This is a genomic window from Corallincola luteus, from assembly GCF_004336975.1.
In the GTDB taxonomy this organism is placed as follows: domain Bacteria; phylum Pseudomonadota; class Gammaproteobacteria; order Enterobacterales; family Neiellaceae; genus Corallincola; species Corallincola holothuriorum.
This window is the reverse complement of record NZ_SJXE01000001.1, coordinates 1005758-1031450: the sequence shown is the minus strand read 5'-3', so window position 1 is coordinate 1031450 and position 25693 is coordinate 1005758. Positions and strand designations below refer to the sequence as shown.

Sequence of the window (25693 nt, the reverse complement as noted above, 5' to 3'; positions counted from 1 at the left end):
GTCGCAGAGAAAAGTAAACACTCACCTTTTATACCTAAGCCGTACTACTGCCACCCATGCATTTAGGAGAGTTAGGAATATCACCGAAATTAGATTCCCACTCACTTTGCGTATAGGTGTGCATGGCTAATGCATGTATCTGCCCGTCGAGCTCCTGAGCCAGAGTTTCATTGACTGAGCGGTGGCGAGCTAACAGCCGACTGCCCTCAAACTGCGCAGAGACAATAACGACTTTAAAGTGCGATTCTGCCCCTGCAGGGACATTATGATTGCCACTTTCATTAATCACCTCCAAGTGCACAGGGGCAAACCTCTGCAGTAATTTTTTTTCTATCGTATTTTGCACCGACATAATCTATTCCTTGTGCAGTAAGTGCGATTATCTTAATGCGGCTATGGCGCATCAGAGAGATGACCCCTGCTATTTTCCATGGTTTTCATCACCACGTATAGAACGAAAAGTTAGATTAATACGAGGATCGGTTACTTTTTTCTGTTTCGGAATGGCATGCTGCCAATGGTGCTGCGTCGAACCGGTCATCAACAACAAACTGCCGTGACTTAGCTCTAATTCAAACTTATAAGCACCGTTGCGATGGCGCATCTGAAAACGACGGCTCGCGCCCAAATTAATCGATGCAATAGCCGGATCCACGCCAAGTTCAGGTTCATCATCGCTATGCCAACCCATACTGTCGTTTCCGTTCCTGTACCAATTCGCTAACACCGCATTAAAACAGCAGCCGGTATCGACTCTGAGCCGCTGCTGAAGTGCTAACAACTCAGGCTCCCAAGGTATCGGTTCCAGCCATAAGCCTGAATAGCGATATCGTGCTTCGGCCTCCCCATACCAAGCCTGCATCCGCGGAATCTTAGTAAGTTTGCCAAACATACGGATCTGCGGTTGCTGCCAGAGCAACCGCTGCTGAAAGTGATGCAATAAACGATTTGCCTCTGGGTTTTCCAACCAACAGCGATAAAAATGCATTTCTGCATCAGGTAACTGAATAATTTGCGGATAATTCGTGCGTTCGACCGAGGAATTCACAGATAAACCTTTATCTCAGTTGCAAATGAAAGGCGGCAGAGGTATCACTTTAACGGATTTTACTCAGATAAAAATTACCAAACATATGACGGCTCCCGATAAAGGCAGAATTCTGGTGGTTGATGATGATCTTGAAATTCGAGATCTACTAGCAGCCCATCTCAGTAAAAACGGTTATGACGTAGATACGGTAGGCGATGGCATAGAGATGTTTAATACCTATCAAGAGGGACATCATCATCTGGTGATCCTCGACGTTATGCTACCTGGAGATGACGGTTTTACCCTTTGTCAGCGCCTGCGCAAGCAGTCTGATGTACCAGTGATTATGCTCACCGCTTCGTCCGATGAAACCGACAGAGTCATCGGTTTAGAGATTGGCGCCGACGACTATATCGCCAAGCCGTTCAGCCCAAGGGAACTGCTAGCCCGGATCAAAGCCTTATTACGCCGCGTTCGATACACACAGCGGCAGCAACCTCGTTTGCTCAATTTTGCCAATTGGCAACTGGATATCACCACCCGCCAAGTAACCCACTTGGATGGCGAAGTGTTGGAGTTATCAGGCGCCGACTTCAACCTGCTGCAGCTGTTTCTCAAACACCCAAACGAAGTGCTCGATCGGGACACCATCTCAGATACGATCCGAGGCCGCGAGGCATCCCCCTTTGATCGTAGTATCGATGTACAGATCAGCCGTTTGCGCCAACGCCTCAGAGACAGTGGTAAACAACCGAAACTGATTAAAACGATCCGCGGTTCAGGCTATGTCCTTGCTGCAGAAGTAGCCTATGAATCTTAAGTGGCCAGAGCGGCTGACACCAAGAACCATGATGTCACGCATGGTACTGATGCTGTTGACCGCGATCCTGATGTCACAACTGATTGTGTCAGTGATCTGGAGTACTCAGTTTGAACACAGAGACGAAGAATCGCTCACCGATGTATCCAACTCTCTGGCCCTGTCGATGGCGTCAACAATACGTTTCTTTCGCTCTCTGCCCTTTGAATATCGCCACATCGTCCTAAACCAGTTACGTAATATGGGCGGCACACGGTTTTTCGTCTCCCTCAATCACGAGCTTATCGATATTCACCCAATCCCCGATTCTCGCCGCAAACATATGGTGATAAACGAGGTATCCAGAGTAATGCAGCATCAATTTGGCGCAGACGCTGGCGTAAAGGTCGAATTCAGCGCACCGAATAACCTTCACGTACTCAATAACGACACTTTGTTAGCCGACCTTCCCCCGAGTTGGGCACAACACACCCTGGTACTCGAGCCCTATAACCCTCCCATTTTGGTCATGCAGTTCCCATTAGAGGATGGCGAATGGATCTATATGGCGGCGCTTTTACCCGAACCGCTGATGACGCTGGAAACCAAATACCTGCCTCGCAGCCAATTGGTCTTTCTCCTCGTTGTCTCCACCGTCTTATTGCTGACCATCGCGGTCATCGTGCGCTGGTTGAGTGCGCCACTGAAACGGTTTTCTACCGCAGCAAAACAGCTTGGGCAGGACATTCACCGCCCACCATTGGAAGAAACAGGCCCCGCCGAAATTGCTGAAGCGGCAAAAGCAATGAACGCCATGCAGGAGCAGCTAAAACGTTACCTAGATGACAGGGAGGAGCTTTTTTCTGCCATTAGTCATGATCTAAAAACCCCCATCACCCGCCTGCGCCTGCGGGCAGAGCTGCTCGATGATGATGAGCACACAGACAAGTTTATTAAGAACCTTGATGAACTGGAGATGATGGTAAAAGGCGCACTGCAGTGCGTTAAAGATACTGATATCCATGAAAATATTGAATCGGTGGATATCATGGAGCTGCTGCAATCGATCCAGGAAGAACTCGCCGAGCCAGAGACGATGAGTATCAGTGGCTCAATCAAAGCACCGTTCCGCGGTAAACCACTGGCGCTAAAACGCTGTCTAACCAATTTGATCGACAACGCGATTAAATACGGCGACAAAGTGAAAGTCACCCTACTCGATTACGAACAGCGCCTGTATATCCTGTTTCGTGATTACGGTCCTGGGGTATCACTTTACGATCAGAAGAAGATCTTTGAACCTTATGTTCGCTTGGATAGCACCCGCAACCGTAACGCCAGTGGCAGTGGTTTAGGCATGGGCATTGCCCGCAACATTGTGCGGGCGCACGGTGGCAACCTGGATCTGATGAATCACCCGCAAGGAGGGCTACTGGTGAAGCTGACCCTACCGCGACAATAATCTCGTCATTATTGGCCTGATGCTTAAGAGCCCGGAAATTCATCAATGATCGCAAACGACAGAAAGGTGGCAAATAAGCTGACCGCGAGCAACATGTAAAGCGCCGGGTGCAACAGAACGACGCCCATACTCGCCAACCAGACTCGCCGAATCACCCGGCGCTTATGCGACCAAATACGCTGCTGCTTAGGCGACAAATAACGATGGGAAGGTAACGGGATCCATTCTCGCAACCCACTAAATACCAAGTAGAGATAGAACGTCCATGGTTGTTGCATCTATCACCCCCTCGCTTTGCCTATATTCAAAGGCTAGACGAAAGCCGCCGCTGCGCGAGCAAAAATCATTCAGTTTTTCAGCCCGACAACCATGATCTCAATCAAATCAGCGTGATACCAACCCATGCGCAGATCACGTTTTTATAAATCACAGGCACCAAGCAGTGTCTATTTTTCACCCCGAAAAGCATCGCAACATTAGCAAATACAGGTATTGTAACAGCCTTGTTACAATACCTGTCCATTTGTTACCGCACAGTAACGCTTCTCTTCATACACTTTCAGGGGTTAATCAAGGCGCTTGCAGTACGCTTTGATTAGCACAGCAACAACTCATACTAATAAAAACTAAGGAAAGGCTAATGAAACGCAAGACTCTGACCTCTGTTATCTCTGCAGTCGCGCTAGCAACCAGCGCCGGCTTAGCCCATGCTGCCGATAAAGGCGAAGTGGAAGTGCTGCATTGGTGGACATCGGGTGGTGAAGCTAAATCAGCTGCAGTACTCAAAGAGATGCTGGAAAAACAGGGCTATGGCTGGAAAGACTTCGCCGTCGCCGGTGGCGGTGGTGAAAGTGCGATGACCGTACTAAAAACCCGCGCTGTATCTGGAAACCCACCTGCCGCTGCTCAGATCAAAGGACACGATATTCAAGAGTGGGCTGACCTGGGGTTTCTAACCACCCTTGACGGCACCGCCAGCGCTGAAAAGTGGGAGCAGGTGCTGCCCAAAGTGGTCAGTAGCGTCATGAAATATGATGATAAATATGTCGCTGTTCCGGTCAATGTTCACCGCGTGAACTGGCTATGGGCCAACCCTGCCGTATTTGAAAAAGCTGGCGCCAAGATCCCAACCACATGGGACGAATTCATAGTGGCTGCAGACAAAATTAAAGCGGCCGGTCTGATCCCACTGGCTCACGGTGGCCAAGCTTGGCAAGACGCGACAGTGTTCGAAGCGATCGCTTTGGAAACCATGGGCGCAGAGCTTTATATGAAAGCGTTCAAGATGCATGATCCTGACGCGCTAGGCTCTGTCAAAATGGTCGAAACGTTCGAAAAATTCCGCACACTTAAGCAGTACATAGATAAAGATAGCCCTGGCCGAGACTGGAATATCGCTACCAACATGGTGATCGAAGGAAAAGCCGGTATGCAAATCATGGGTGACTGGGCCAAAGGTGAATTCGCCGCTGCAGGTAAGAAACCTGGCGTCGATTATATCTGCGCACCCGCCCCAGGTACCGCAGGTATGTTTACTTTCAATATCGATAGCTTCGCTTTCTTTAATCTGAAAGATGCCAATGATGCAGCGGCGCAACAAGCTCTGGCGAAAACCATTCTTAGTCCCAAATTCCAAGAGGTGTTTAACCTCAATAAAGGGTCTATCCCGGTGCGTCTGGATCAAGACATGAGTGCCTTCGATCAATGCGCACTCGATTCCATGGCGACATTCAAAGCCGCGAATACCTCAGGCAAATTAGTGCCCAGTTGGTCTCATGGATTGGCAACCACCAGCCAGATCCAGGGCGCGATCTACGACGTGGTCACCAATTACTTTAACGACGACAAAGTCAGTGCAACCGAGACGGTTGATAAGCTGGTTCGCGCCGTTAAATCTGCGATGTAATTCGATATAGCGGGCGCTTCGTCGCCCGCTTTTCGAACCAAATTATGCCTAAAGAGAGCCCAACCCCGATGTCGACTTCACACGTGCTATCAGAGCCAGTGATCCGGCCACAGTCCAAGCGCTTTTCCTTGGATGGCCTGCAAAAATGGCTACCGAAACTGGTGCTGGCACCGACCATGTTGATCACCATTGTTTGTATCTATGGTTACATGGCTTGGACAACGCTGATCTCCTTCTCCAATTCGAGTTTTCTGCCCAGTTATAAGCTGGTTGGGTTTAAACAATACATCAAGTTACTGGATAACGATCGCTGGTTGGTTTCCAGCACGAACTTACTCATTTTTGGGCTGCTATTTATCGCTATCTGTTTAGTCTTGGGGATATTTCTTGCCATCCTCCTAGACCAACAGATACAGCAAGAAGGTGCCATTAGAACCATCTTTCTGTACCCCATGGCAATCAGTTTTATCGTCACCGGCACCGCCTGGAAATGGATCCTTAACCCAGGCCTGGGTCTCGAAAAAATGCTCAACGATTGGGGCTGGAGTAGCTTTCAATTTGACTGGCTAGTCGACCCTCAGATGTCAATCTACACGCTGGTGATCGCCGCGGTGTGGCAAAGTTCCGGTTTCGTTATGGCACTGTTTTTAGCTGGGCTGCGTGGCATTGACCCTGCCATTGTCAAAGCTGCACAGATTGATGGCGCAAGTAAACCAACCATCTATCGCAGAATAGTCCTCCCGTGTCTGCGCCCAGTATTTTTCTCCGCCATTATCGTGTTGTCGCACATTGCGATTAAGAGCTTCGACCTGGTGACGGCATTGACTTCTGGCGGCCCCGGATACAGCTCCGACCTACCGGCACTGTTTATGTACTCTCACGCCTTTACGCGTGGCCAAATGGGCTTAGGTGCCGCATCGGCAATGATGATGCTGGCAGGGGTGCTCGCCATCTTGGTGCCCTACCTCTATTCAGAGCTAAGGGGGCAACGCCATGACTAGTACGACGGTAAACACCGAAGTGATGAAAAAACCTCTACAGCCAGGTCGCTGGTTGATCTACGGCATCCTTATTCTGTTCGCGCTGATCTATCTAATGCCCTTAATCGTGATGCTGCTAACCTCTTTCAAAACCTCGGCCGATATCCGTTCCGGTAACCTGATGTCGTTACCCACTGAGTGGGTCTTCGACGGCTGGATAAAAGCATGGGGAAGTGCTTGTACCGGTGTCAACTGTGATGGCATCAAGGGCTACTTCTGGAACTCGATGCAGATGGTGATCCCTGCGGTACTTATCTCCACCATGATGGGCGCTTTTAACGGCTACGTGCTGGCCAAATGGCGTTTCCGAGGGTCCGATCTGTTTTTCAGTCTGATGCTGTTCGGTTGTTTTATCCCGTTTCAGGTGATCTTGTTACCAATGGCGCAAAGTCTCGGCTACGTCGGCTTAGCCAACACCACCGCGGGATTAGTCACTGTACATGTGATTTACGGTGTTGCATTCACCACCATGTTTTTCCGTAACTATTACGTCAGCATTCCTGACGAGCTAGTTAAAGCAGCGAAACTAGATGGTGCAGGTTTCTTTACTATCTTCTTTCGCATTCTGCTGCCTATCTCCAAGCCGATCTTTATGGTTTGCGTGATTTGGCAATTCACCGCGATCTGGAATGACTTTCTGTTTGGTGTGGTGTACTCCGCTGGCGATACCCAGCCGATGACGGTAGCCCTCAACAATCTGGTCAACACCTCCACTGGCGTCAAAGAGTACAACGTGGATATGGCCGCAGCGATCCTTGCTGCGTTACCTACGCTGCTGGTCTACTTCTTTGCCGGAAAATACTTCGTGCGTGGCCTCACGGCCGGTGTGGTTAAAGGATAAAGCGCACCGCGCTTACTGAATTAGGAATTTAAGATGGCAACGCTAAATATCAAGCAGATACGTAAACGCTACGGTAAATCAACCCAGGAGATCCTTAAAGGGATCGATATCAGTATCGACAACGGTGAATTTCTGATCCTCGTCGGCCCTTCAGGCTGTGGCAAATCCACCTTAATGAATATGATCGCTGGATTGGAGGAGGTCAGTGATGGTCAGATCTTGATTGATAATCAGGATGTCACCCACGTGGCGCCTAAAGATCGGGATATCGCCATGGTGTTCCAGTCATACGCCCTCTATCCCAACATGACTGTCCGTCAAAACATTCAGTTTGGTCTGGAGATCCGCAAGATGCCAGCAGCCGAGATCGAAGCGGAAGTTGAGCGGGTCGCCAATCTGTTACAGATTGACCATTTACTTGACCGCAAGCCGTCACAACTCTCTGGTGGCCAACAACAACGCGTGGCCATGGGGCGAGCACTCTCTCGGCGGCCAAAAATCTATCTGTTTGATGAACCGCTTTCTAACCTCGATGCCAAACTGCGGGTAGAGATGCGTACCGAAGTGAAGAAGCTGCACCAACGCCTAGGCACCACCATTGTTTACGTTACCCATGATCAGATCGAAGCGATGACATTAGCAGACCGGATCGCCGTGATGAAAGATGGTGAACTACTGCAACTGGGGACACCAAAACAGGTATACGAAACCCCCGCCAACATGTTTGTTGCCGGCTTTATCGGCTCCCCTTCCATGAACTTTATCGACTGTCTGATCAAGAAGGATGAAAACGGTCTGTTCACTGAGTTAGCCAATTCACAACAACAGATCACACGGCTACCTGCGCCAGACTATATGATCGACTACCTCGGCAAGTCGGTCGTATTGGGATTAAGACCTGAGCAGATCACCACCCCACAGCCCCATAAGCAGACCGATAAACAAGTGACCCGTGGCCAATTCGAGGTGTTAGTGACTGAGCCAACCGGCCCTGACGTTATCGTTGAAGTACAGGCCAATGACCAGGAGATAAGCTGCCGTATCGATCCTGAACACCCGTTAGAGATAGGCCAACCAATAGAGCTGATGTTTGATTGCAACAAAGCGGTCTACTTCGACAAATCTACAGAGCAACGTATCTGTCCGCAAAACAGTACATTGCCAGCACCGACAAAGGCATCGGCCGCCTGAGTATGTCCTTTCCCATACAGGCCGATTGGCACCGCTTATGCGGTGCCTTTTTTTAATCTCTGACGTACAATCCCCCCATCTTACCGCTACCTCTGCGAAAACAGCCGCTGCCAATGAACAGATATGTTGAACTCATCGACCAAGCACTGACCCTCGAACGCTTCCCGTTCAGTCAGGATCCAAATCTGCAGGCGTGGGATGCAGCCGACGAATACCTTTTAAATCAACTACGAGAAAGAGGTTGGCTGCAACAGGGAGGGACTATCCATATTTACAACGACACCTTCGGCGCGCTAACGGCCGCCTTAGTCAGTTGGTTCGCGGAGCAAAATTGTAGCGATTACAATATCATCAATCGTGGCGACAGCTTTCTTAGTCACCAGGGATGCCGTAACAATTTGCAGGATAATCGGCTGGCCGATGACAGAGTCGTCTACGTTGATAGCTTGCAGGACGTCGCAGAAGCCGCTGATCTTGTGCTGTTGAAGGTGCCGAAAAACCATACTCTATTGCAGCAACAACTGGCACAGGTCAAAGCCACTGCCACTGAACACACCAAAATGCTAGCCGCCGCCAAAGCCAAGGCATTAACACGTAACGTGATCGACATGTTTAACCAACTAGGCGCAGCCAACCCGTCTCTGGCATGGAAAAAATGTCGAGTGGTCGATTGCCAGATAGAGCCAACAGCCGACCTGCAAGTGCCAGATCTGAATGTGTGGCCACTTGAAAACACAGAATATAACCTGGTAAATCACGCTAACGTATTTGCCCGCCAGTATTTGGATATCGGTGCACGATTCTTCCTGCAATACTTACCGAAAGAGCAGCAATACCACGAAGTGATCGATCTGGGTTGCGGCAACGGTGTTCTCAGCCTGATGCTGTTAGCACAAAACAAAATCGACAAATTGATCGCCATCGACGAAAGCTACATGGCGCTCGCTTCCACCGAACAAACCATCAAAGAGAACCTGCCTTCACAGCTGGTGCATTGCCAGTTCCAAGCAAACAACTGCTTAGATGGTTTCGAAGGCGCGCGGTCTGATCTGGTAGTGTGTAACCCGCCGTTTCATCAGAACAACGCGATCACTGACGATATCGCCTGGCAGATGTTTAGAGATGCGAAGCGTGTCCTGAAACGAGGTGGTAAGCTAATGATCGTTGGTAACCAACATCTCGCTTATCACATCAAGCTGCAGCGTTTGTTTGGGAACTGTGAGACCCTAGCCAGCAATAAGAAGTTTGTTATTTTGGAAGCGGTAAAATAATGTTGAAGACTCTCTCTTTGAAAGCACTTTTGTTCGCATTCTGCGGTGTATTCATCGCTGGTTGTAGCAGTCAGTACAGCCCTATCATTATCAGCCCCCCGGTCATTTTTGCCGATGATGTCTGGCCTGATGCCCAACCTATCGCACTCAAAGTTGAAGATATGCGCCCGGCACAGTACCTGGCAAAAATCCAAGGCAGCGGTGAAAAAGTCACCCTGGTACCCGGCAACAATAGCCTGAGTGAAGTGGTTAATGTGCGAGTTGCTGCGGCCTTTAATGAGCATGGCATCGATGTGAACCCATTGTCACCGATTGAGTTCAATATTGAACTGCACAGCGCATTAGTGGACGTCACTAAACCGGGGCACTTTGACTACGATATCGACACGCACATAAAAATCGAAGTCAACATCAAAAAATCAACCGGGCAATTTACCAAGTTGTTTCGTGGCAAACGGCAAACCATCATCGCCATCAAACCCGATACGGCAAAGCTAGAAGAAGAGCTAAACGCACTGCTCGGCAAAGTACTTAACGAACTAGTGAACGACGGTGAGATACATCAGTTCATTGCTCGTCAACCGACTGATATTGTTCATTAACAGGGGGCTTGCATGCGTTTTATCTGGCTATTGTTGGCCCTGTTTGTTGGTTCAGCACAAGCGGCACATAAGGGTCAACTGCAACCCTCTAATCCGTTTCCCAAAGTGGCAATGAAAACCACCTTAGGCACTATCGTCATTGAGCTTGATCGTACAAGAGCGCCGCTCACCGTGGATGCCTTTCTCGCCTATGTGGTGGACGGCGATTATGACCAAACATTATTTCATCGCATCATTCCAGGCTTCGTTGCCCAAGGCGGAGGAATAGATACCAGATATTCGCCCAAGAATGAGAAAAAGAGGCTGGCGAATGAATCAGGCAATGGCCTAAAGAATAGTGAAGGCACCATTGCCATGGCGCGCCAAAACGCTCCGCATTCTGCAACCCGCCAGTTCTTTTTTAATCTGGCAGAGAATGATTCACTAAATCCTAGCCGACGCGGCTGGGGCTATACGGTGTTTGGTGAAGTGGTTGAAGGTCACGATATTTTACTGAAATTCAATAGTGTACAGACCGAATACAGCGATAAGCTTGGCTGGCCCGATGTCCCCGTTGCGCCGGTAATTTTGGAAAAAGCCACGCTACTGCCAGAAGAGTAGAATGAATCAAACCAGCAGTTCACGCCCCTCGCCCGCCGTTGCTCCTTCTACAAAACGGCGCTGGCAAATGAAAGCGAATCTCACCCGTTGGCGTGCGGCGGTGGCTGTCTATGGCCAACGCAGCATGCTGCATATGCTGATCTTTGGCTTTAGCTGCGGCCTGCCTTACATGCTGGTTTTCGCCACCCTCTCTTTTTGGCTCAGAGAAGCAGAAGTCAGTCGCTCAGCGATTGGTTACTTCAGTTGGATCCTAGTGGTTTATGGCATGAAGTGGTTATGGGCACCATTAGTAGACCGCCTAAAACTGCCACTACTGCACCGATTGCTAGGGCGGAGGCGATCATGGATAGGCTTGGCACAAACGGCCATCGCACTTTCGCTACTTGGGTTGGCTTGGCTGGATCCTGCGCTATCACTGCAAAATTTCGCACTCTGCACGCTACTGGTCGCCTGGTTTTCAGCGACACAAGACATCGCAATTGATGCCTACCGAATTGAGATAGCCCCTCAGGAAGAGCAAGGCTCTCTAGCGGCCGCCTATATGCTGGGATACCGCTTAGCCATGATCCTCAGTGGTGCCGGCGCGCTCTATTTAGCCGCTTGGTTTTCAACGGGCGAAGGTTATGACCCTGTCGGCTGGTCACACGCTTATATCGTTATGGCTGGGATCATGGGGCTATGTCTGCTGAATACCCTGCTCTCCCAAGAGCCGGTGCAATCCTTGGCCAGCATAGAAAAAGATGAAGAAGATGCAGCCCTCGCATTAGAACGCACAGCCCATCTACCATTGCCGATACAGCGTATGCTCTCCTGGTGCTATGGCGCCCTGCTCTGCCCATTTATTGATTTCTTCCGCCGTTATCGTTGGCAAGCGTTCTGGCTACTACTGCTAATCGGCACTTATCGTATCTCTGATATCTTTATGGGGGTGATGGCCAACCCGTTTTATGTCGATTTAGGTTACAGCAAAGAGCAGGTTGCATCGGTCGCCAAGGTGTTTGGGGTCATCATGACCCTCATCGGCACAGGCATAGGCGGCTTACTGGTTACGCGGTTTGGTTGTCGCCCAATTCTTACCTTGGGTGCAATTCTCGTCGTCGCCACTAATCAGCTATTCGCTATCATGGCTTGGCTAGCTGCAGCGCTTACGCCTGAATGCGCCAATATCGCGTGTGAAGCCCCTTCCATCTATTGGCTAATGGCAGTCATATCAGCAGATAACATCAGCGCTGGCATCGCCACAGCAGCGTTCATCGCTTTTCTTTCCTCACTCACTAACGTCGCCTATTCAGCAACGCAATACGCACTATTTAGCTCGTTAATGGTGTTGTTCCCGAAATTTCTCGCTGGCTTTTCTGGGGTACTCGTCGACGACATGGGGTATGTTTGGTTCTTTACCATCGCATCGCTGATCGGTTTACCGGTACTTTTACTTATCTGGCTAACAAAACAAACGCAGCTTGCCCCCGTTAATGCGGAAAACAACAGTAAACGGTCCGAGTAGATTGCTGATTTGTATCTCAGTTTTAATCATTAACAACCGCTAGCCGTTTGATTCAGCTACTATTTATCTATCACTATCTGTTAATTAACTAAAAGGGGCTGTCGTCCGTGACCCTAGTTCGCCCTGCCGACAATCAACAAGCGCCTATCATCATCGATGTTGAAGCCTCAGGATTTGGCTCAGGCAGTTATCCCATAGAGATAGGCTTAGCCATGCCGGCAAATGAGCGTCACTGTTTTCTAATCAGGCCAGCAGAACACTGGCAGCATTGGTCCGAGGAGGCAGAAAAAATACACAAAATATCGCGGCAGGCGCTGCATGAGCATGGCCTAGAGATACAAGATGTTGCTTATCAACTAAATGAAATTCTAGCCGGATTGACCGTCTATTCAGATGCCTGGAGTCACGATAGTAGCTGGGTATACAAACTGTTCGACGAAGCAGAGATCTACCCAAAATTTAAAATTGAGACGTTAAGAAAACTGCTAACGGAAAAGCAACTCTCTCTGTGGGACGCAACCAGAGAGAAGATCGAGCAAGAACAGCAAACCATCCGTCACCGTGCCAGCGCAGATGCCCACGTGCTACAACTAACCTTTCTCAGAACCCAATAAACGCTCACTTTTCATACGAAGTAGAAGTAAGTAGATACCCGCATAAACCACCCCGAAACCAAATTGAATTAATTTTTACTAATTTAGACAGTCGGTTATAGATGTGCGTCACATTTATTTACAACCCAAAAGTTCAACAGAGCAAAAACTCAATTATATCAAAAAGCTATAACTTGGATTAAATATTGCTTAACACCTTACGTGGCTTTCTTAGCTACAACATTCACGGAAGTAGTACTACATAAAAAATAAAAGGTGGAATCCAGATGAAAAAGCTAATCGCACTCGCTGTAGCGGCGTCGACACTCGCGATCTCCGGCCATGTCTATGCCGGGCCGCTAAGCAACCTGCACTCCAGTAACGTTGCTCCCATGGTTGTAGCGGGTAATCCAAACGACCCGGTTAATCCAGACTCACCGGGTGACCGCGTTGATCCAAACGTAGCAAGCTCGCCTTTTGCTGGTGTTGTAAGCATCTATATTCAATATGAAGATGGTGGTTATATCTGTACTGGCGCGATGATCGATAAATGGCATGTCGCCACAGCGGCACACTGTGTCGACGAGACTGACACAGGCGTTGCTATCGATCTCACCAATCCAAATAACAACCTGTCCATTCAATTAAATAATGATGGTTCATATCGTGATGACCGCGCGGGTAGCATTATTTCAGCACGCAATGCCACCATCCATCCTGACTATGAAGGCTTTGGGATCTGTCCAGATGGTTCGTTTGGTTGTGTTAATGATGACATCGCACTGATTGAATTGAGCAAGCCTGTCGGCGACGACATTCCAATTTATGAATTTCTTGATCGTCCTGTGATGGCCAACGACCAGTTTGTCATGGTCGGCTACGGTACCTCTGGTGATGCCGTCGATGGCTATTACGTGTCTCCAGACTTTGATGTTAAGCGTGTCGGCGCAAACGTCGTCGACCTATTTGAAACCGATGACGAAGGTGATTTCGTTTTCGGCCCTGATAATAGCGAAGGCTTAGCAGAAGTTTGGTACGCAGACTTCGACGGTGATCGTGACAGTGATGGCGTCGTAACCGGCGACGAAGATGCGCATTGCTTCTACTACGGTATCTGTAGCGAACAACTGCCAAATGCCAACGACTGGGACAACATGGTTTGGGGTGAAGCCAACATTGGTGGCGGCGACTCAGGTGGCCCATCATTTATTTACGATGAAGCAACCGGCGAGTACCTGTTAGCGGCAAACAACACGTTCGGCATTCCAATCTATGATGGTGCGGGTGGTGACATCTTTGGTGGCATCGTTTACGGCGCTTACAGCGACTGGATAAACAACTACCTGAATACCACTAAAGTACCTGCGCCTGCCCCATTAGCCTTACTTGGGCTGGGCCTGGTAGGCTTGATGCTTAAGCGTAGAAAAGCGTAATTATCTGCGTGAGATTCAGTTAGGCGCCTACCACAGGCGCCTTTTTTATTTTTAGCGTGCAAAAACTGAATTTACCCTCGCCATGAGGGACTATTATGTGACCCCAAGATACACCTCTGTTAACATGCTGATTGAGTTCACCATTTTTCCGATATCAGACCCATGGCTCTGTTGAAGTCTTTGCTACAAAACCGCTGGATCTACATAGTAACGCTGGTTATCTGCGTTATTGTTATCTCAGTTCTGGCATTTAACGACCCTCCAAAACAAGCCTCTATGCCCAACGATAAAATCAGCCATTATCTGGCTTTTTTTGCCCTAGCATTGCTTATCTCCCATGGCCTGTTACTTAAGATCCGTTATCAACTGGTGCTGTTGGGAAGTTACGGGTTGCTCATTGAATGGGTGCAGAGCTATCTTCCTTATCGCACCGCCAGTATTGCGGATTTTGCAGCGGATATGGCTGGTGCCCTCACCTATTATCTGATTGCAGCCATCATCAGCTTAATCTATCGACATTTTTTCCAGCAGGAGTCCAACCATGCCAGTTAACCCACATATCACCGTACTCGGCATGGGTGCGCTTGGTCAGCTTTATGCTGGCTCTTTAGCAAAACTAGGCGCACAGGTGACGGGCTTAAGCCGCGCAGGCACAGTGGAGTCCGTTAGCTTTATGACGCCACAAGGGTTGCAGAAAGTCGCCCTGTCGACAGAGCTGCCTGAGCTATATGACATTTTGCTTGTCACGACCAAGGCATACCAAGCCGTTGATGCGGTACAGTCCCATGCCAGAGCGATTGGCCCGAGTACCACGATTGTGTTGTTACACAATGGCATGGGTACCCTGGCACCGTTGAAGAAGCGTTTTCCAGACTGCACCATCTGGTTGGGAACCAGTAGCCACGGTGCCCTGCTAGAGCACGGCATACTCAAGCACACAGGCGCAGGAGAAACCTGGCTAGGATTTGGCTATGGTGATCGTAACAGTGAGCAAGAATCAGCGTTCGCCGAGCTGCTCAATCAAGCATTAACGCCCTGTCAATTTAGCGACAACATTAACCACAAGCTATGGCTAAAATTAGCTATCAACAGTGTCATCAACCCGCTAACCGCACTGCATCAATGCCGTAATGGCGATCTCAACTCGCAACGCTTTGCGCAACAGATCCAAGCATTATGTGAGGAGTTCTCCCTCTTAAGTCTCGCGGAGGGGCTTGATCTGAGTCCTGAGTTTATTCAGCAAACGGTTTATCAAGTGATAGATAAGACCGCGGCCAACTACTCCTCGATGAATAGAGATATCTCGGCGAGACGCCCCACGGAAAACAATCAAATATCCGGTTATGTGGTCTCTCGGGCGGCCCATTTTGGCATCGCTGTTCCCACCCACAGCAAGTTATTTGAGACTCTTTGCCGGCTTGAACGCAGACAAAACAGTACCAGCTTACTGTAGAGAATAGCCACCAACTGTCACCGACCTGTTATTGACATTCTTCTAGCGACCGCTAAAGCTTGAAGCTCTGTCGATAGGAGCCATGTGTTATGACCATCAAGGTATTAGTCCCGATCGCAGACGGCAGTGAAGAGCTAGAAGCCGTCACCATGATTGATCTGTTAAGACGCGCAGGTATCGATGTCACTGTCGCCAGCTGCACAACTGATGGTGGCTTAGAGATCTGCGCATCGAGAGGCGTCAAGCTGGTCGCCGATCATCATATATCCACACTGACAGATGAACGGTATGCCATGATCGCACTGCCTGGCGGCATGCCGGGCGCAGAGTTATTACGCGACACTGCCCCGCTTTTAACTCTGTTGAAACAACAACAACAACAAGGCAACGGCTGGATCGCCGCTATCTGTGCCGCTCCAGCGGTGGTTCTGCACTCCCATGGCTTAATCAAGGGGTCTGCCACCTGCCACCCGGCTTTCCAGGCGCAATTACCAGCAGCGAATTTAATGTCTGATCAGCCCGTGGTCATTGACCACGACAACAGGCTGGTTACCAGTCAGGGACCAGGTACAGCAATGACGTTTGCACTGACGTTGATAGAGATACTCGCCGGTGCAGATAAGCGTAAACTCACTGCAGCTCCCTTATGCCTAGCCATCGAGTAACCGGCGGAAAATGCGCCTTAGGGTTTTGCCGGTAAACGTACCGCACTGACCTCTGCAACGCCTTTTAACGCGCAGCGTCCGGTGACATAGAGTTGCACCGCACGTTCAGCCAGCATACTCCGAAGCAACAGTTGATAGGCTTGTTCTGCCCCAATCGCTTCGAAGTCGATATAGAACAGTCGCGGATTACGGCAACCGCTGATGTTCTTTTCAACTTCCATTTCAATGGTGTAACGTCCTTTATTGGAAACGGACAACCCTTGCAATGGTGCCGCAGCTAACCAGCCAGAATCCGCATAGCTGGAAGGGGCATGCATGATTAGCATAAGTAGCAGCGGCGCAGCACAATATCTAACGCACTTCACAACGAACAGCTCCTAATTCGTCAATATCTAAACTCACTCGGCTGGCCAATGCCCAATCCGTAAGTTTGCCACAGCGCCCCAACGTCGAACTACCATCGGCAAACTGCAAAGAGAACCTCACCACAGCGGCATCGGATAGTGGCAGGTGGTAAATGGTTTGACTGTCGAAAGCCGCGACTTCACCGAAGCTGATATGGGTATGCGACAAATCAAACTGCACTGCAGATAATGGCTTAGCGCCGCCATTATTCACTGATATCTGGGGGCGAAGATCCAACAACAACCAAATCACACCCGCCATAATTAACGTCGCCAGCAAGCCAAGTCGACGGTAATGCTTTTTGGTTAAAGGAGAAGAGGGATGTTGATTTTTATCACTCATGAATACACTTGCTGTTGCTGACAATCATCTGCTGAGACTAACAGAATTAGTAGCAAAAAGAACAAGTAGGACTAAGCAATTCAAGCTGACGGCGTAGACAAGTGTTGCTCGAGCCAAACAAGAGCCTGTTGTTGGTTTTTAAAAATACCAAAACGCGGCTCTACGCTCAGTGACTCGAAAAGGTGACCAAACATACTGGCATTGGGTGAAACAACCGCTATCGCCTTAGCACCGTGCTGCAAGCACCAGCGGTAATGTGCTGTGATCAGTTCAATCCCTTGCCGCGTCGTCATGACTTGCTCGCCCAGCACCTCAAGCCGGACAAATTCATCGCATGCCCTGTGTTCTATCGCCGCAACACTTTGCGCAACACCCTGTTCGATGCCCTCACAATTAAACGACTCGTTGGCAATAACCGTCAACAGCTGATCGTGCCAGCTTAGCTCAACATACCCATGGGGCTCCACCTGCACACTCCTTCGCCAAATAGTGAACTGCTAGCGGAAAGTGAATAAATGACATTCTAGCTGCTACATCACCGCAAAACATCAGCCAATCAAACCCATTGTTCTATCTCCAGCGCATGAGATTAAACCGCAACCAACTGCAGTAACTGACCACAGAACCACGCCATATAAGTCCCTAATACATATCCAAGCACAGCCAGCAACACACCAACCGGCGCTAATGCAGGATGAAACGCCGAGGCGACAACCGGCGCAGAAGCGGCGCCACCAACATTAGCCTGGCTCCCCACCGCCATATAGAACAGTGGTGCTTTAATCAGCTTCGCCACTAACAGCATCAACAGGGCATGAATGACCATCCAGATAGCACCGATCAGGAAGTAAAGCGGCGTTTCCACAATAGCGGTGATATCCATGTGCAAGCCTATGGTTGCGATCAAGATATACAGCATCACCGAGCCCACTTTCGACGCGCCAACAGCTTCCAGTTTTCTAGCTTTAGTGAATGACAGCATCAACCCCAGTGTGGTGGCGATAATGATCAGCCAGAAAAAGTGCTTATTAAGGCTTAGCCGGTCTGCAAAACTGACATTGTCTGCAAACCAGGGAGCCAACACATCGGCTAACGCATGACCAATACCAGTCACACCAAAACCGATAGCGATCATCACCATTAGGTCCTTCATATGTGGGATCCGTCCATGTTCAGCGTGGAACTTTTCTACCCGTTCTTTCAGTGCTTCGATAGCCGATGTATCAGCACCGGTTCTTGCATCAATTTTCTTTGCATTACCGGCCATCAGCAGCAGAATGGCCATCCAAATGTTGGCCATGACCACATCCACAGTAGCCATCACTGAGAAGATATGGCCGCCGACATCATAGACCTCTTTCATTGCTGCCTGATTGGCGCCACCGCCGATCCAACTACCAGCAACCGTTGTCATGCCCCGCCATACGGCGTCAGGGCCATTACCACCAAGCACTTCTGGAGCAAACACAGAGACCAGCAGAATGGCAATAGGTCCACCGATGACGATGCCTACAGTACCAGTCAAAAACAGAATCACCGCCTTGTTGCCTAGCTTCGTAATCGCTTTTAAATCAACACTCAGCGTTAGCAATACCAAACAAGCAGGAAGCAGATAGCGGGACGCAACAAAATAGAGATTAGAATCATGACCATCCACCACACCAAAGGTATTTAAAAAGGAGGGTAGGAAATAACACAGTAAAATGGCCGGCACATACTTATAAAACTTGCGCCAAAACGGGTGAGAAGAGTAAGCGGTGTAAAAAATACCCCCTAGCATAACGGCCAGGATCCCTAGGATAGTTGCGTCATTGGTGATCAATGCGGTTTCTGCGTGCATGGAAAGATCTACTTCTATTGAATTTTCTATTTATTTCACACCAAAGCGGTAGGAACACTTCCCCAACGCCGGCATGAGCTGTGGAATTTTCGCCCAAGCTTGCCACAATCATTAACAACATAGAAATCTGACAGAAAATCCATCTTCACACCAGCGAACAATGATATAGCCAAACAACAGCAAAAAACCCCCTAATGCACTGATTAACATAGAGGTTTAATAGTAAAGCCTAAAAAACCTAACCCACGTAAAGAGCTGTCCCCCTATCATAGCGTCGGATTATAAATCACAATAGCGAACTGGGTGCGAGAATGTTTGGTGTATATGAATTCTGGGATAATTTATCGATCTATCAGTACAATCCGAAATCCAAGAATTATGGATGTAAAGTGACAATTGACTGCCTCCTCCAATGAGTAGAAAACCACGCAGATAACTTCTACTAAACATGATTTAACTAACAGACCGAGTTGAGGGGATGATTTAAAATAGTTTTTTAATTTAGTTAGACAAGGAATGTTAGGCCATGAAGTTCAAAGCCCTCCCTGTAATTGCACTCTCAACTTTAGCCATCACAGCGTGCGACGATTCTAATGACAACTGGAACTGTGATGAACTTATAGCGTACGAAGCAAATATCATTGCTATGCAGGTGACACCTTTCGAGTACCAACCAGAAAATGATCCTTACCCCTACGAATCCCCTTATTTCACTTTTGAATTATCGCCACTTGAAGACGCTGCTGAAACTAACGCTGAAAACTACCTTTTATCGCTCACTGCCGATATCGAAAATACGCCATTGGTATCATCAACAACCCACTCCTGGTTTGATGCCCTGAATGGTCTCTTTATCAGTAAAGCTTATGCTTGTACTCCCGCTGAGGATATCTATTATGAAGAGATCGACGCTATTCGCATCACTTCTGATCAAGACTTTTCTGAACAATACCCCGCAGGATCAGAACTGAATGAACTATTTATCGTACAATGGGCCTATAAAGATGGCTATAGCTACGATGCAGATACAGACGTAGCAACACCATACACACTAGCCGAGTACGTCGCGCAAACACCCGACGCTTATCAGTTACTGCAGATACGATTAAGCGAAGCGCCAACCACCGATCCAGTCCATCAATTCACCATTGAGTATTCGCTCACCAATGGCGAGCAATACGTAATGACAACCCCGCTAGTGACCTTCGTCGCCGAATAAACAAAGATTGTTTCATCCTTCATTTTCAGGGGAGCTCGAAGCTCCCCTTTTTAATAGCTCCAGCCTCTTACAGACATAGATAAAAACCACTAGACACACCAAATGATAATGATTATCATTTGCATAAATAAACAAGAGGAATGAAAAATGATTAAAACAATCACTTTTGCTGTAATGCACTTTAGCGTGGCTTTTGCCGTAGCTTATTTACTAACAGGTGACATCATTGTCGGCGGCTTAGTCGCCTTAGTGGAACCAGCGGTAAACACTGTGGCTTACTACTTTCATGAAAAGATCTGGGTACGCATCAAGCGTCAGCAAGCGAACAAGATGTTGCCAGCGGTAGAGGGGATATAATGCAAATAAGCCATTTTCAACAGATGGACCCGGATCTGCTGTATAGCTTGATCAATATGAAATTAAGGAATGATTATTCTTCGCTAGCCAGGTTATGCCAAGCGATGGATATAGACGAAGCGGCTCTCATAGCAAAGCTCTCTTCTGCCGGTTACCAGTATCAGTCGGCGCAGAACCAATTTCGGCCGACATAATGGCAAATATCCCCTGCCTACCGAGCCTAATGCTGCCCTTAATTTAAAGAGGCTACTGTCACTTCCTTATCAGCCGACTCGCAGTTTCCCCCTGCTCTAAGCATTGATGACAACATAAAACCAGATAACCGTGGTTATTCCCTTCCATGGTAACAACACGGTAGATAACGTTACCAAGAAGGACGAGACAGCTATCGAGTAGGCTATTCAGCCTTTTCTTAATTGTCCGGTGCACTGATTAGATAACACCAATCTCATATAAATAAAGCCCGCATCTATTAGTGCGGGCCATGTAAAACCGGTAAAACGGCGGTTACTCTCCCAAAGAGAGAAACACTATTTCCCCATACAATTAGCGTAGAAAGTTGTCGTGGCTGGCCAGTCAGAAAAGACACCTATCACACCTACATCATTCGCCAACACGTGCAACACTTCCAAACTATCGCCATCACGATGGATCACATCTAACCCGCCCGTGTCACCATTGAGGGATTGGTAATACCAACCACCATTGTCTTTCAACAACCCCGAACGCTCCAATGTCCAGGTTATGAGCTTGAACCCCACGGCTTGCGCGTTCAATGCGTATTGTGACGGTACAATCGCTCCCTCAGCATTCACATCAAGCAACATCCACATTGGCGGTGCCAACACGCGCACCCCCTGATCTACCCATTGCTGCATCTTGGCCTGACTAACATGGGTATCGTAGACGCCATCTAGCAGCACTGCTTGCTGACTAAACTCACTATGTTGGTTAATCCAATAGATCACATCGGCGTAGTTAAACGACTGTGGCCAGACTCGCTTAGGATGAATCCCTGCAGCCACATATTCGTTGATCATCTGTGAAGCATATTGCTGCTGCGTATAGTCACCTTCAAATGGCATTGGCACTGAGGGAGACTTAAGCTCAGGAGTGAAATCAACATCCAGTGAGTCTAACAATACAATGCTTTCTGCATGGGTTAGAAGCGTGCCTGGACCGGTATAAATATCAGTACGCCAATCCGCTGTGGCATTCATATACTCTTCAATACTGGTGGCTTCGAGGTTGGCAGCATCCATTTTACCCTGCAGAGATTTAAACTCGGCAAGCGTTATATCACTGGTACAACATTGAATATCCGCAGCGTTCGCCAGCGTACCATCAACATCAAACAGAGGCGGTACGGCACACTTATCGGCTAACGGTGTCGCTAGAATATTGGTGGTGCTATGCAGATCACACTGAGAATGACGACATACCAGCTCACGGTCTTGAGTAAAGGTCACGTCACACTCAACGATCCCCGCTCCCATTTTTGCTGCGGCCACATAAGACTCTCGGGTGTGCTCGGGAAACTGCATCGGTGCACCACGGTGGCCGATAGAAAACTTAGAAGGGTGAAAAACACCCCGTTTACACCGCTTCAATTTCTCTTTCAATGGACTCTGCGCCATATCATCCAGCAGAAAGAATGGACGAGGCCCTAACTGCACGTTGCCGTTTAAGCGGCTGAACTGCGGCGGCACGTTAACAACGATGGGGTTATCAGGATCTTTGACGATAGGTGGCTCAATCTGTGGTTTAACAGCTGCATTGACCCAACATGTTACGGTTATAGAGCCCAAACCAAGGAGCAGGGCCGAAGCCACTGTCACTAAACGCATAACGCCTCCTAAATAAGCTTAGTTAAATGGAAGTGATCGACGGCAAACTGACCGCGGCTAAACATACTTTGCCGATATGACGTAGTGATGGCATACGTTTGATAGAAATAAGACAGGGGCCGATAAAAGCCAATAATTTACAACAAAAAAAGGACGCTAATGCGTCCTTTTATTCAGTGCCTAATTAAACTTAAGGCGCTGTAGCTACCTTAGGGTTTGGACCGAAATCATTCTCACCTTCAGCGCTGTCAATCAGCATGAAGATTAACAGGATGATACCGCCAACCATAGGTACCAAAACAATCCAGTACCACCAGCCGGAGCGGCCAGTGTCATGCAGACGACGGACAGTGACTGAGATGCTAGGAATGATCAAACCGAGCATAGTCACAACAGTGAAAATTGGAATCCCGATCACGGCATCAATAACAACAGCCACGATAACAGTCAGGAGATAAAACAGGGCAAAGTACCAATACTCACAACGACGCGCACGTCCTGCAAAAGTTGCATACTTCTTAAGTGCGGCAAGAAACCAACTCATAACAACATCCTATTGTGTATTACTAAATTTTGTAGAGGGTAATTTAGAGGAAAGTGGCATTCGGCGGCAATAGCCTGAGCAAAAGTGTGTGAACCACGACTAGAAATAGCTCGCAAAAAGCCAATGTTGGGCACTTTTTTACCAGCAATAAAAGCTATAAATATCGGTTTCATGCTAAAAACAGGCTCTTCGCCCTGTGATCCACTCATTACATGGCGCCACAGAGCTAATTTTCAGCTAGGAAGGCAACGTTTTGATGACCACGCGGATCGAAACACCACGGTTAATCATGCGAGAGTTCACCCTTGAGGATGTCGAGGCGGTATTCGAGTTTGGCACTCATGCTGAAGTCTCGCGCTATACCGGCGATGCGGGAGATATGACAACCTTGGCGGATGCTGAGCAGGTGATCCGTGATGTCTGGCTCGCAGAGTACCAACAATATGGCTACGCCCGTTATGCCCTGGTACATAAGGCGGATAATCGAGTTATCGGCTTCTGTGGCCTCAAATATATGCCACAGTTCAACGCACCAGACATCGGCTATCGCATGCTGCCGGAATATTGGGGGCAAGGCTTAGGTTTAGAAGCGGTTGCAGCCACACTCACCTACGCCAAAAACCAACTCGGCATCAACCACATCGTAGGAGAGGTCGTTACCGAGAACCATGCTTCCAGTAAGATTCTCATGCGCCTTGGCTTCAAACATACTGAGCAGTATGAAAAGTTAGGCTTCACTTTTAATCGATATGACTATTTCGGATAGCAAACTCAGCTAACCATTGCGCTAACCGATGGTTTAATTAACTGTTTTTATTGCAAAATAGCTGATAAGAAAGCGTTACCACTTAACAACAAAGGACAATATTCATGAAATGCACTAGCTGTAAACAGGGTGATCTAGTTCCTAGTTTTATCGACGGCCTGTTCCGCGCTCATACCTGTAACCATTGCGAAGGTAATTGGCTACTCATCGAAGACTACGTCAGCTGGAAAGAGCAACATCCTGATCACCCATTTGCATCTAATGCATCTTTAGAAGCGGAAGACAGTAAAACAGCCCTCTTCTGCCCTGTCTCGGGCACCATCATGCGCAAGTTCAAATTATCCGCTGACACTGCCCACCGCATTGACTACAGCGCGGCTGTTGGTGGTGTTTGGCTAGATAAAGGCGAATGGGAACTGCTGAAAAAAGAGGGGCTGGCAGGCTCACTGAATAGCGTACTGACCCAGCAATGGCAGCGCTCTATTCAGCAACAAAGCAGTCAGCAAACCTTTGCCGCGCTTTATCGAGAAAAATTTGGTGAAGCAGGTTACCAAAAAGCAAAAGAGCTCCGCGCCTGGCTTGATTCCCAGCCGAATAAAGCGGACCTACGAACCTATCTTTTGGCCGAAGATCCCTATACGGCAGAAAAGTAGCCCCCTTTAATGTTTAGATAACGCTCCTAAACGAAAAAATACGCTTATTCTTAACGCGTGTCGATAAAGATAAAAACAAGGAATGTGATGAATACAAAACACAACACAAGACTTCCCAGACTCGTATTTATTTTTTCCGCACTAACACTTGAGCGTCTCGGATATTACGGTTTTAGGGCGATTTTAGTACTTTTTTTGGTGCAGGCAACAGCCGAGGGTGGCTTAGGCATCGCTACAAATGACGCGATATCTTACTTTGGCATCTTCACAATGCTGTCCTATCTACTCGTCATGATTGGTGGGTTCTGTGCTGATTTTTTACTAAGCAGGATCAATACCATATTGTCAGGGGCGGTAATGAGCGCAATAGGGCTCTTCGGGCTGTATCTATCATTCAGTAGCGCAACATTGCTTTGGCCTAGTTTGATACTCATTGCACTAGGCACAAGCTTTTTTCGACCCGCCATATGGGCCTTAACTGCCGATATCTGTCGCGGAGTAGGGGCAAAACAGGACGGTGTATTTACTTTGCTATATTTGGGCACCACCATCGGTGCTCTCATCAGCGGTTTGTTCGTTGGCTGGACCACTCAACTTATCGGTTATTCTGGAAGCTTTATCCCGCTTGCTCTGTTCATGTTGTTATCTGGCGGTTTACTATTTTTCTTTCCTCATATAACCCAAACGGAAACTCACGGCAGGCCATCAACACGCACTTTGCGCTCAGTCTTGACCCCAATCTTAATTATTTTATTCGCATGTGGACTCTCCTGCACATTTTGGTACGTCTTCGACGAGATATCCAATCAATTGTACCCACTTCAGCAGTCCATTGATTTAGGGGGGCTGACCCACGCCATTGGCCCATTTTTGACATCTTTCCTCTGGCTACCATTGGGCATTGCCTGGATCTTCGTCCCAGTTAACAGTTGGTTAAAACTCGCTGCCGGCATATTGTGTTTGGTTGGTGCAAGTCAGGTATTAACATCCGCACTGTATGGCAATAACGATCAACTCTTAGTGCAAATCTTGGTAATTGAAGTGCTGTTGGGTTTTTCCGAAGTCTTGATTGCCCCTGTAATTATTTCACTCGTCTCCCAATATGGAAGTCAGCGTTTCATAGCTACCAGCTTTGCCGTTGTCATATTTGCGGGGGGGCTTGCAAATAGTTTACCTCATTTTTTAGGGCCGATGACGTTAACCTCTTTGCCGACGATAATAAGCTTTTTGTTAACGGCAACTACTATCATATTGGTCAGCGTCGGCGTATTGAGAACGCTTAATAGCCGAAAGATTACTAGCCCACAATCAGAACAACTTAAGCAGTAGA

Annotated in this window: 30 protein-coding genes; 21 read left to right on the top strand and 9 right to left on the bottom strand. The window is 48.4% G+C overall.

Annotated elements, in window-relative coordinates; translation table 11 throughout:
- Positions 1 to 34 precede the first annotated feature (34 nt).
- Both EZV61_RS04560 and EZV61_RS04555 read right to left on the bottom strand, forming a co-directional pair.
- Positions 35 to 352, bottom strand: coding sequence for a BolA family protein (locus EZV61_RS04560; protein ID WP_131414481.1), 318 nt, complete (start codon positions 350 to 352; stop codon positions 35 to 37).
- 69 nt (positions 353 to 421) lie between these two features.
- On the bottom strand, positions 422 to 1048 hold the full coding sequence (locus EZV61_RS04555; protein ID WP_240695146.1) for an alpha-ketoglutarate-dependent dioxygenase AlkB family protein: 627 nt from the start codon (positions 1046 to 1048) through the stop codon (positions 422 to 424).
- On the opposite strand from EZV61_RS04555, the gene EZV61_RS04550 reads away from it, so the two are divergent.
- Both EZV61_RS04550 and EZV61_RS04545 read left to right on the top strand, forming a co-directional pair.
- A complete protein-coding gene (locus tag EZV61_RS04550) occupies positions 1026 to 1850 on the top strand; it encodes a response regulator (protein WP_425455763.1) in 825 nt (274 codons plus the stop codon). The genes EZV61_RS04555 and EZV61_RS04550 overlap by 23 nt on opposite strands.
- Positions 1840 to 3291, top strand: coding sequence for an ATP-binding protein (locus EZV61_RS04545; RefSeq protein ID WP_130566631.1), 1452 nt, complete (start codon positions 1840 to 1842; stop codon positions 3289 to 3291). Before EZV61_RS04550 ends, EZV61_RS04545 begins: the two co-directional genes overlap by 11 nt.
- Positions 3292 to 3314: 23 nt before the next feature.
- Here the strand turns inward: EZV61_RS04545 and EZV61_RS04540 are convergent, their stop codons facing one another.
- Complete coding sequence (locus EZV61_RS04540; RefSeq protein ID WP_131414480.1) at positions 3315 to 3569, bottom strand: hypothetical protein; 255 nt, start codon at positions 3567 to 3569, stop codon at positions 3315 to 3317.
- Positions 3570 to 3931: 362 nt separating this feature from the next.
- On the opposite strand from EZV61_RS04540, the gene EZV61_RS04535 reads away from it, so the two are divergent.
- The 13 genes from EZV61_RS04535 to EZV61_RS04475 all read left to right on the top strand — a co-directional run bounded on the left by EZV61_RS04535 (position 3932) and on the right by EZV61_RS04475 (position 16390).
- Positions 3932 to 5197: an ABC transporter substrate-binding protein gene (locus EZV61_RS04535; RefSeq protein WP_114338699.1), complete on the top strand. Its 1266-nt coding sequence runs from the start codon at positions 3932 to 3934 to the stop codon at positions 5195 to 5197.
- A gap of 68 nt (positions 5198 to 5265) precedes the next feature.
- Positions 5266 to 6198: a carbohydrate ABC transporter permease gene (locus tag EZV61_RS04530; RefSeq protein WP_114338700.1), complete on the top strand. Its 933-nt coding sequence runs from the start codon at positions 5266 to 5268 to the stop codon at positions 6196 to 6198.
- Entirely contained in the window at positions 6191 to 7078 is an 888-nt protein-coding gene (locus tag EZV61_RS04525) for a carbohydrate ABC transporter permease (RefSeq protein ID WP_199405234.1), read from the top strand. Before EZV61_RS04530 ends, EZV61_RS04525 begins: the two co-directional genes overlap by 8 nt.
- Positions 7079 to 7111: 33 nt before the next feature.
- The gene (locus tag EZV61_RS04520) at positions 7112 to 8269 is read left to right on the top strand and encodes an ABC transporter ATP-binding protein (protein ID WP_131414479.1); all 1158 of its coding nucleotides are present in this window, start codon (positions 7112 to 7114) and stop codon (positions 8267 to 8269) included.
- A 113-nt stretch (positions 8270 to 8382) separates the two neighbouring features.
- Complete coding sequence (locus tag EZV61_RS04515; protein WP_131414478.1) at positions 8383 to 9540, top strand: methyltransferase; 1158 nt, start codon at positions 8383 to 8385, stop codon at positions 9538 to 9540.
- Positions 9540 to 10142, top strand: a complete 603-nt coding sequence (locus EZV61_RS04510; protein ID WP_131414477.1) for a YajG family lipoprotein — start codon at positions 9540 to 9542, stop codon at positions 10140 to 10142. Before EZV61_RS04515 ends, EZV61_RS04510 begins: the two co-directional genes overlap by 1 nt.
- A gap of 12 nt (positions 10143 to 10154) precedes the next feature.
- Complete coding sequence (locus tag EZV61_RS04505; RefSeq protein ID WP_130566626.1) at positions 10155 to 10742, top strand: peptidylprolyl isomerase; 588 nt, start codon at positions 10155 to 10157, stop codon at positions 10740 to 10742.
- Between the two features lies 1 nt (position 10743).
- The gene (locus EZV61_RS04500) at positions 10744 to 12246 is read left to right on the top strand and encodes an AmpG family muropeptide MFS transporter (RefSeq protein ID WP_165569528.1); all 1503 of its coding nucleotides are present in this window, start codon (positions 10744 to 10746) and stop codon (positions 12244 to 12246) included.
- Between the two features lie 107 nt (positions 12247 to 12353).
- Positions 12354 to 12860, top strand: a complete 507-nt coding sequence (locus EZV61_RS04495) for a 3'-5' exonuclease (RefSeq protein WP_114338705.1) — start codon at positions 12354 to 12356, stop codon at positions 12858 to 12860.
- Between the two features lie 266 nt (positions 12861 to 13126).
- Positions 13127 to 14272: a trypsin-like serine protease gene (locus EZV61_RS04490; protein ID WP_130566713.1), complete on the top strand. Its 1146-nt coding sequence runs from the start codon at positions 13127 to 13129 to the stop codon at positions 14270 to 14272.
- 162 nt (positions 14273 to 14434) lie between these two features.
- Positions 14435 to 14824: a VanZ family protein gene (locus tag EZV61_RS04485; protein WP_240695145.1), complete on the top strand. Its 390-nt coding sequence runs from the start codon at positions 14435 to 14437 to the stop codon at positions 14822 to 14824.
- The gene (locus EZV61_RS04480; protein ID WP_131414475.1) at positions 14814 to 15725 is read left to right on the top strand and encodes a ketopantoate reductase family protein; all 912 of its coding nucleotides are present in this window, start codon (positions 14814 to 14816) and stop codon (positions 15723 to 15725) included. The genes EZV61_RS04485 and EZV61_RS04480 overlap by 11 nt, the downstream gene beginning before the upstream one ends.
- 89 nt (positions 15726 to 15814) lie before the next feature.
- Positions 15815 to 16390, top strand: a complete 576-nt coding sequence (locus EZV61_RS04475; RefSeq protein WP_205695320.1) for a DJ-1 family glyoxalase III — start codon at positions 15815 to 15817, stop codon at positions 16388 to 16390.
- Positions 16391 to 16407: 17 nt separating this feature from the next.
- Here EZV61_RS04475 and EZV61_RS04470 read toward each other — a convergent pair whose 3' ends face one another.
- From EZV61_RS04470 to EZV61_RS04455, 4 genes are all read right to left on the bottom strand, one after another.
- On the bottom strand, positions 16408 to 16755 hold the full coding sequence (locus tag EZV61_RS04470) for a hypothetical protein (RefSeq protein ID WP_131414474.1): 348 nt from the start codon (positions 16753 to 16755) through the stop codon (positions 16408 to 16410).
- Positions 16742 to 17137, bottom strand: a complete 396-nt coding sequence (locus EZV61_RS04465) for a hypothetical protein (RefSeq protein WP_131414473.1) — start codon at positions 17135 to 17137, stop codon at positions 16742 to 16744. Before EZV61_RS04465 ends, EZV61_RS04470 begins: the two co-directional genes overlap by 14 nt.
- An 80-nt stretch (positions 17138 to 17217) precedes the next feature.
- Entirely contained in the window at positions 17218 to 17604 is a 387-nt protein-coding gene (locus EZV61_RS04460; protein WP_131414472.1) for a hypothetical protein, read from the bottom strand.
- Between the two features lie 122 nt (positions 17605 to 17726).
- Positions 17727 to 18977: a DUF819 family protein gene (locus tag EZV61_RS04455; protein WP_131414471.1), complete on the bottom strand. Its 1251-nt coding sequence runs from the start codon at positions 18975 to 18977 to the stop codon at positions 17727 to 17729.
- Positions 18978 to 19503: 526 nt separating this feature from the next.
- Here EZV61_RS04455 and EZV61_RS04450 point away from each other — a divergent pair.
- The 3 genes from EZV61_RS04450 to EZV61_RS04440 all read left to right on the top strand — a co-directional run bounded on the left by EZV61_RS04450 (position 19504) and on the right by EZV61_RS04440 (position 20747).
- Complete coding sequence (locus tag EZV61_RS04450; protein WP_131414470.1) at positions 19504 to 20196, top strand: hypothetical protein; 693 nt, start codon at positions 19504 to 19506, stop codon at positions 20194 to 20196.
- A gap of 147 nt (positions 20197 to 20343) precedes the next feature.
- Positions 20344 to 20553, top strand: coding sequence for a DUF2061 domain-containing protein (locus EZV61_RS04445; protein WP_131414469.1), 210 nt, complete (start codon positions 20344 to 20346; stop codon positions 20551 to 20553).
- Positions 20553 to 20747, top strand: a complete 195-nt coding sequence (locus EZV61_RS04440) for a DUF4250 domain-containing protein (protein ID WP_130566616.1) — start codon at positions 20553 to 20555, stop codon at positions 20745 to 20747. Before EZV61_RS04445 ends, EZV61_RS04440 begins: the two co-directional genes overlap by 1 nt.
- A 336-nt stretch (positions 20748 to 21083) precedes the next feature.
- On the opposite strand, the gene EZV61_RS04435 is transcribed toward EZV61_RS04440, so the two are convergent.
- Together EZV61_RS04435 and EZV61_RS04430 are read right to left on the bottom strand one after the other, a co-directional pair.
- A complete protein-coding gene (locus tag EZV61_RS04435; protein ID WP_131414468.1) occupies positions 21084 to 22400 on the bottom strand; it encodes a glycerophosphodiester phosphodiesterase family protein in 1317 nt (438 codons plus the stop codon).
- A 190-nt stretch (positions 22401 to 22590) separates the two neighbouring features.
- On the bottom strand, positions 22591 to 22944 hold the full coding sequence (locus EZV61_RS04430; RefSeq protein ID WP_114338716.1) for a DUF805 domain-containing protein: 354 nt from the start codon (positions 22942 to 22944) through the stop codon (positions 22591 to 22593).
- Between the two features lie 256 nt (positions 22945 to 23200).
- Here EZV61_RS04430 and EZV61_RS04425 point away from each other — a divergent pair, with 256 nt between their 5' ends.
- From EZV61_RS04425 to EZV61_RS04415, 3 genes are all read left to right on the top strand, one after another.
- Positions 23201 to 23710 (top strand): GNAT family N-acetyltransferase, encoded by a 510-nt coding sequence (locus EZV61_RS04425; protein ID WP_131414467.1) that lies wholly within the window; start codon positions 23201 to 23203, stop codon positions 23708 to 23710.
- Between the two features lie 104 nt (positions 23711 to 23814).
- The gene (locus EZV61_RS04420) at positions 23815 to 24363 is read left to right on the top strand and encodes a zf-TFIIB domain-containing protein (protein WP_131414466.1); all 549 of its coding nucleotides are present in this window, start codon (positions 23815 to 23817) and stop codon (positions 24361 to 24363) included.
- Positions 24364 to 24450: 87 nt separating this feature from the next.
- Positions 24451 to 25692 (top strand): MFS transporter, encoded by a 1242-nt coding sequence (locus EZV61_RS04415; protein ID WP_131414465.1) that lies wholly within the window; start codon positions 24451 to 24453, stop codon positions 25690 to 25692.
- Position 25693: the final 1 nt, after the last annotated feature.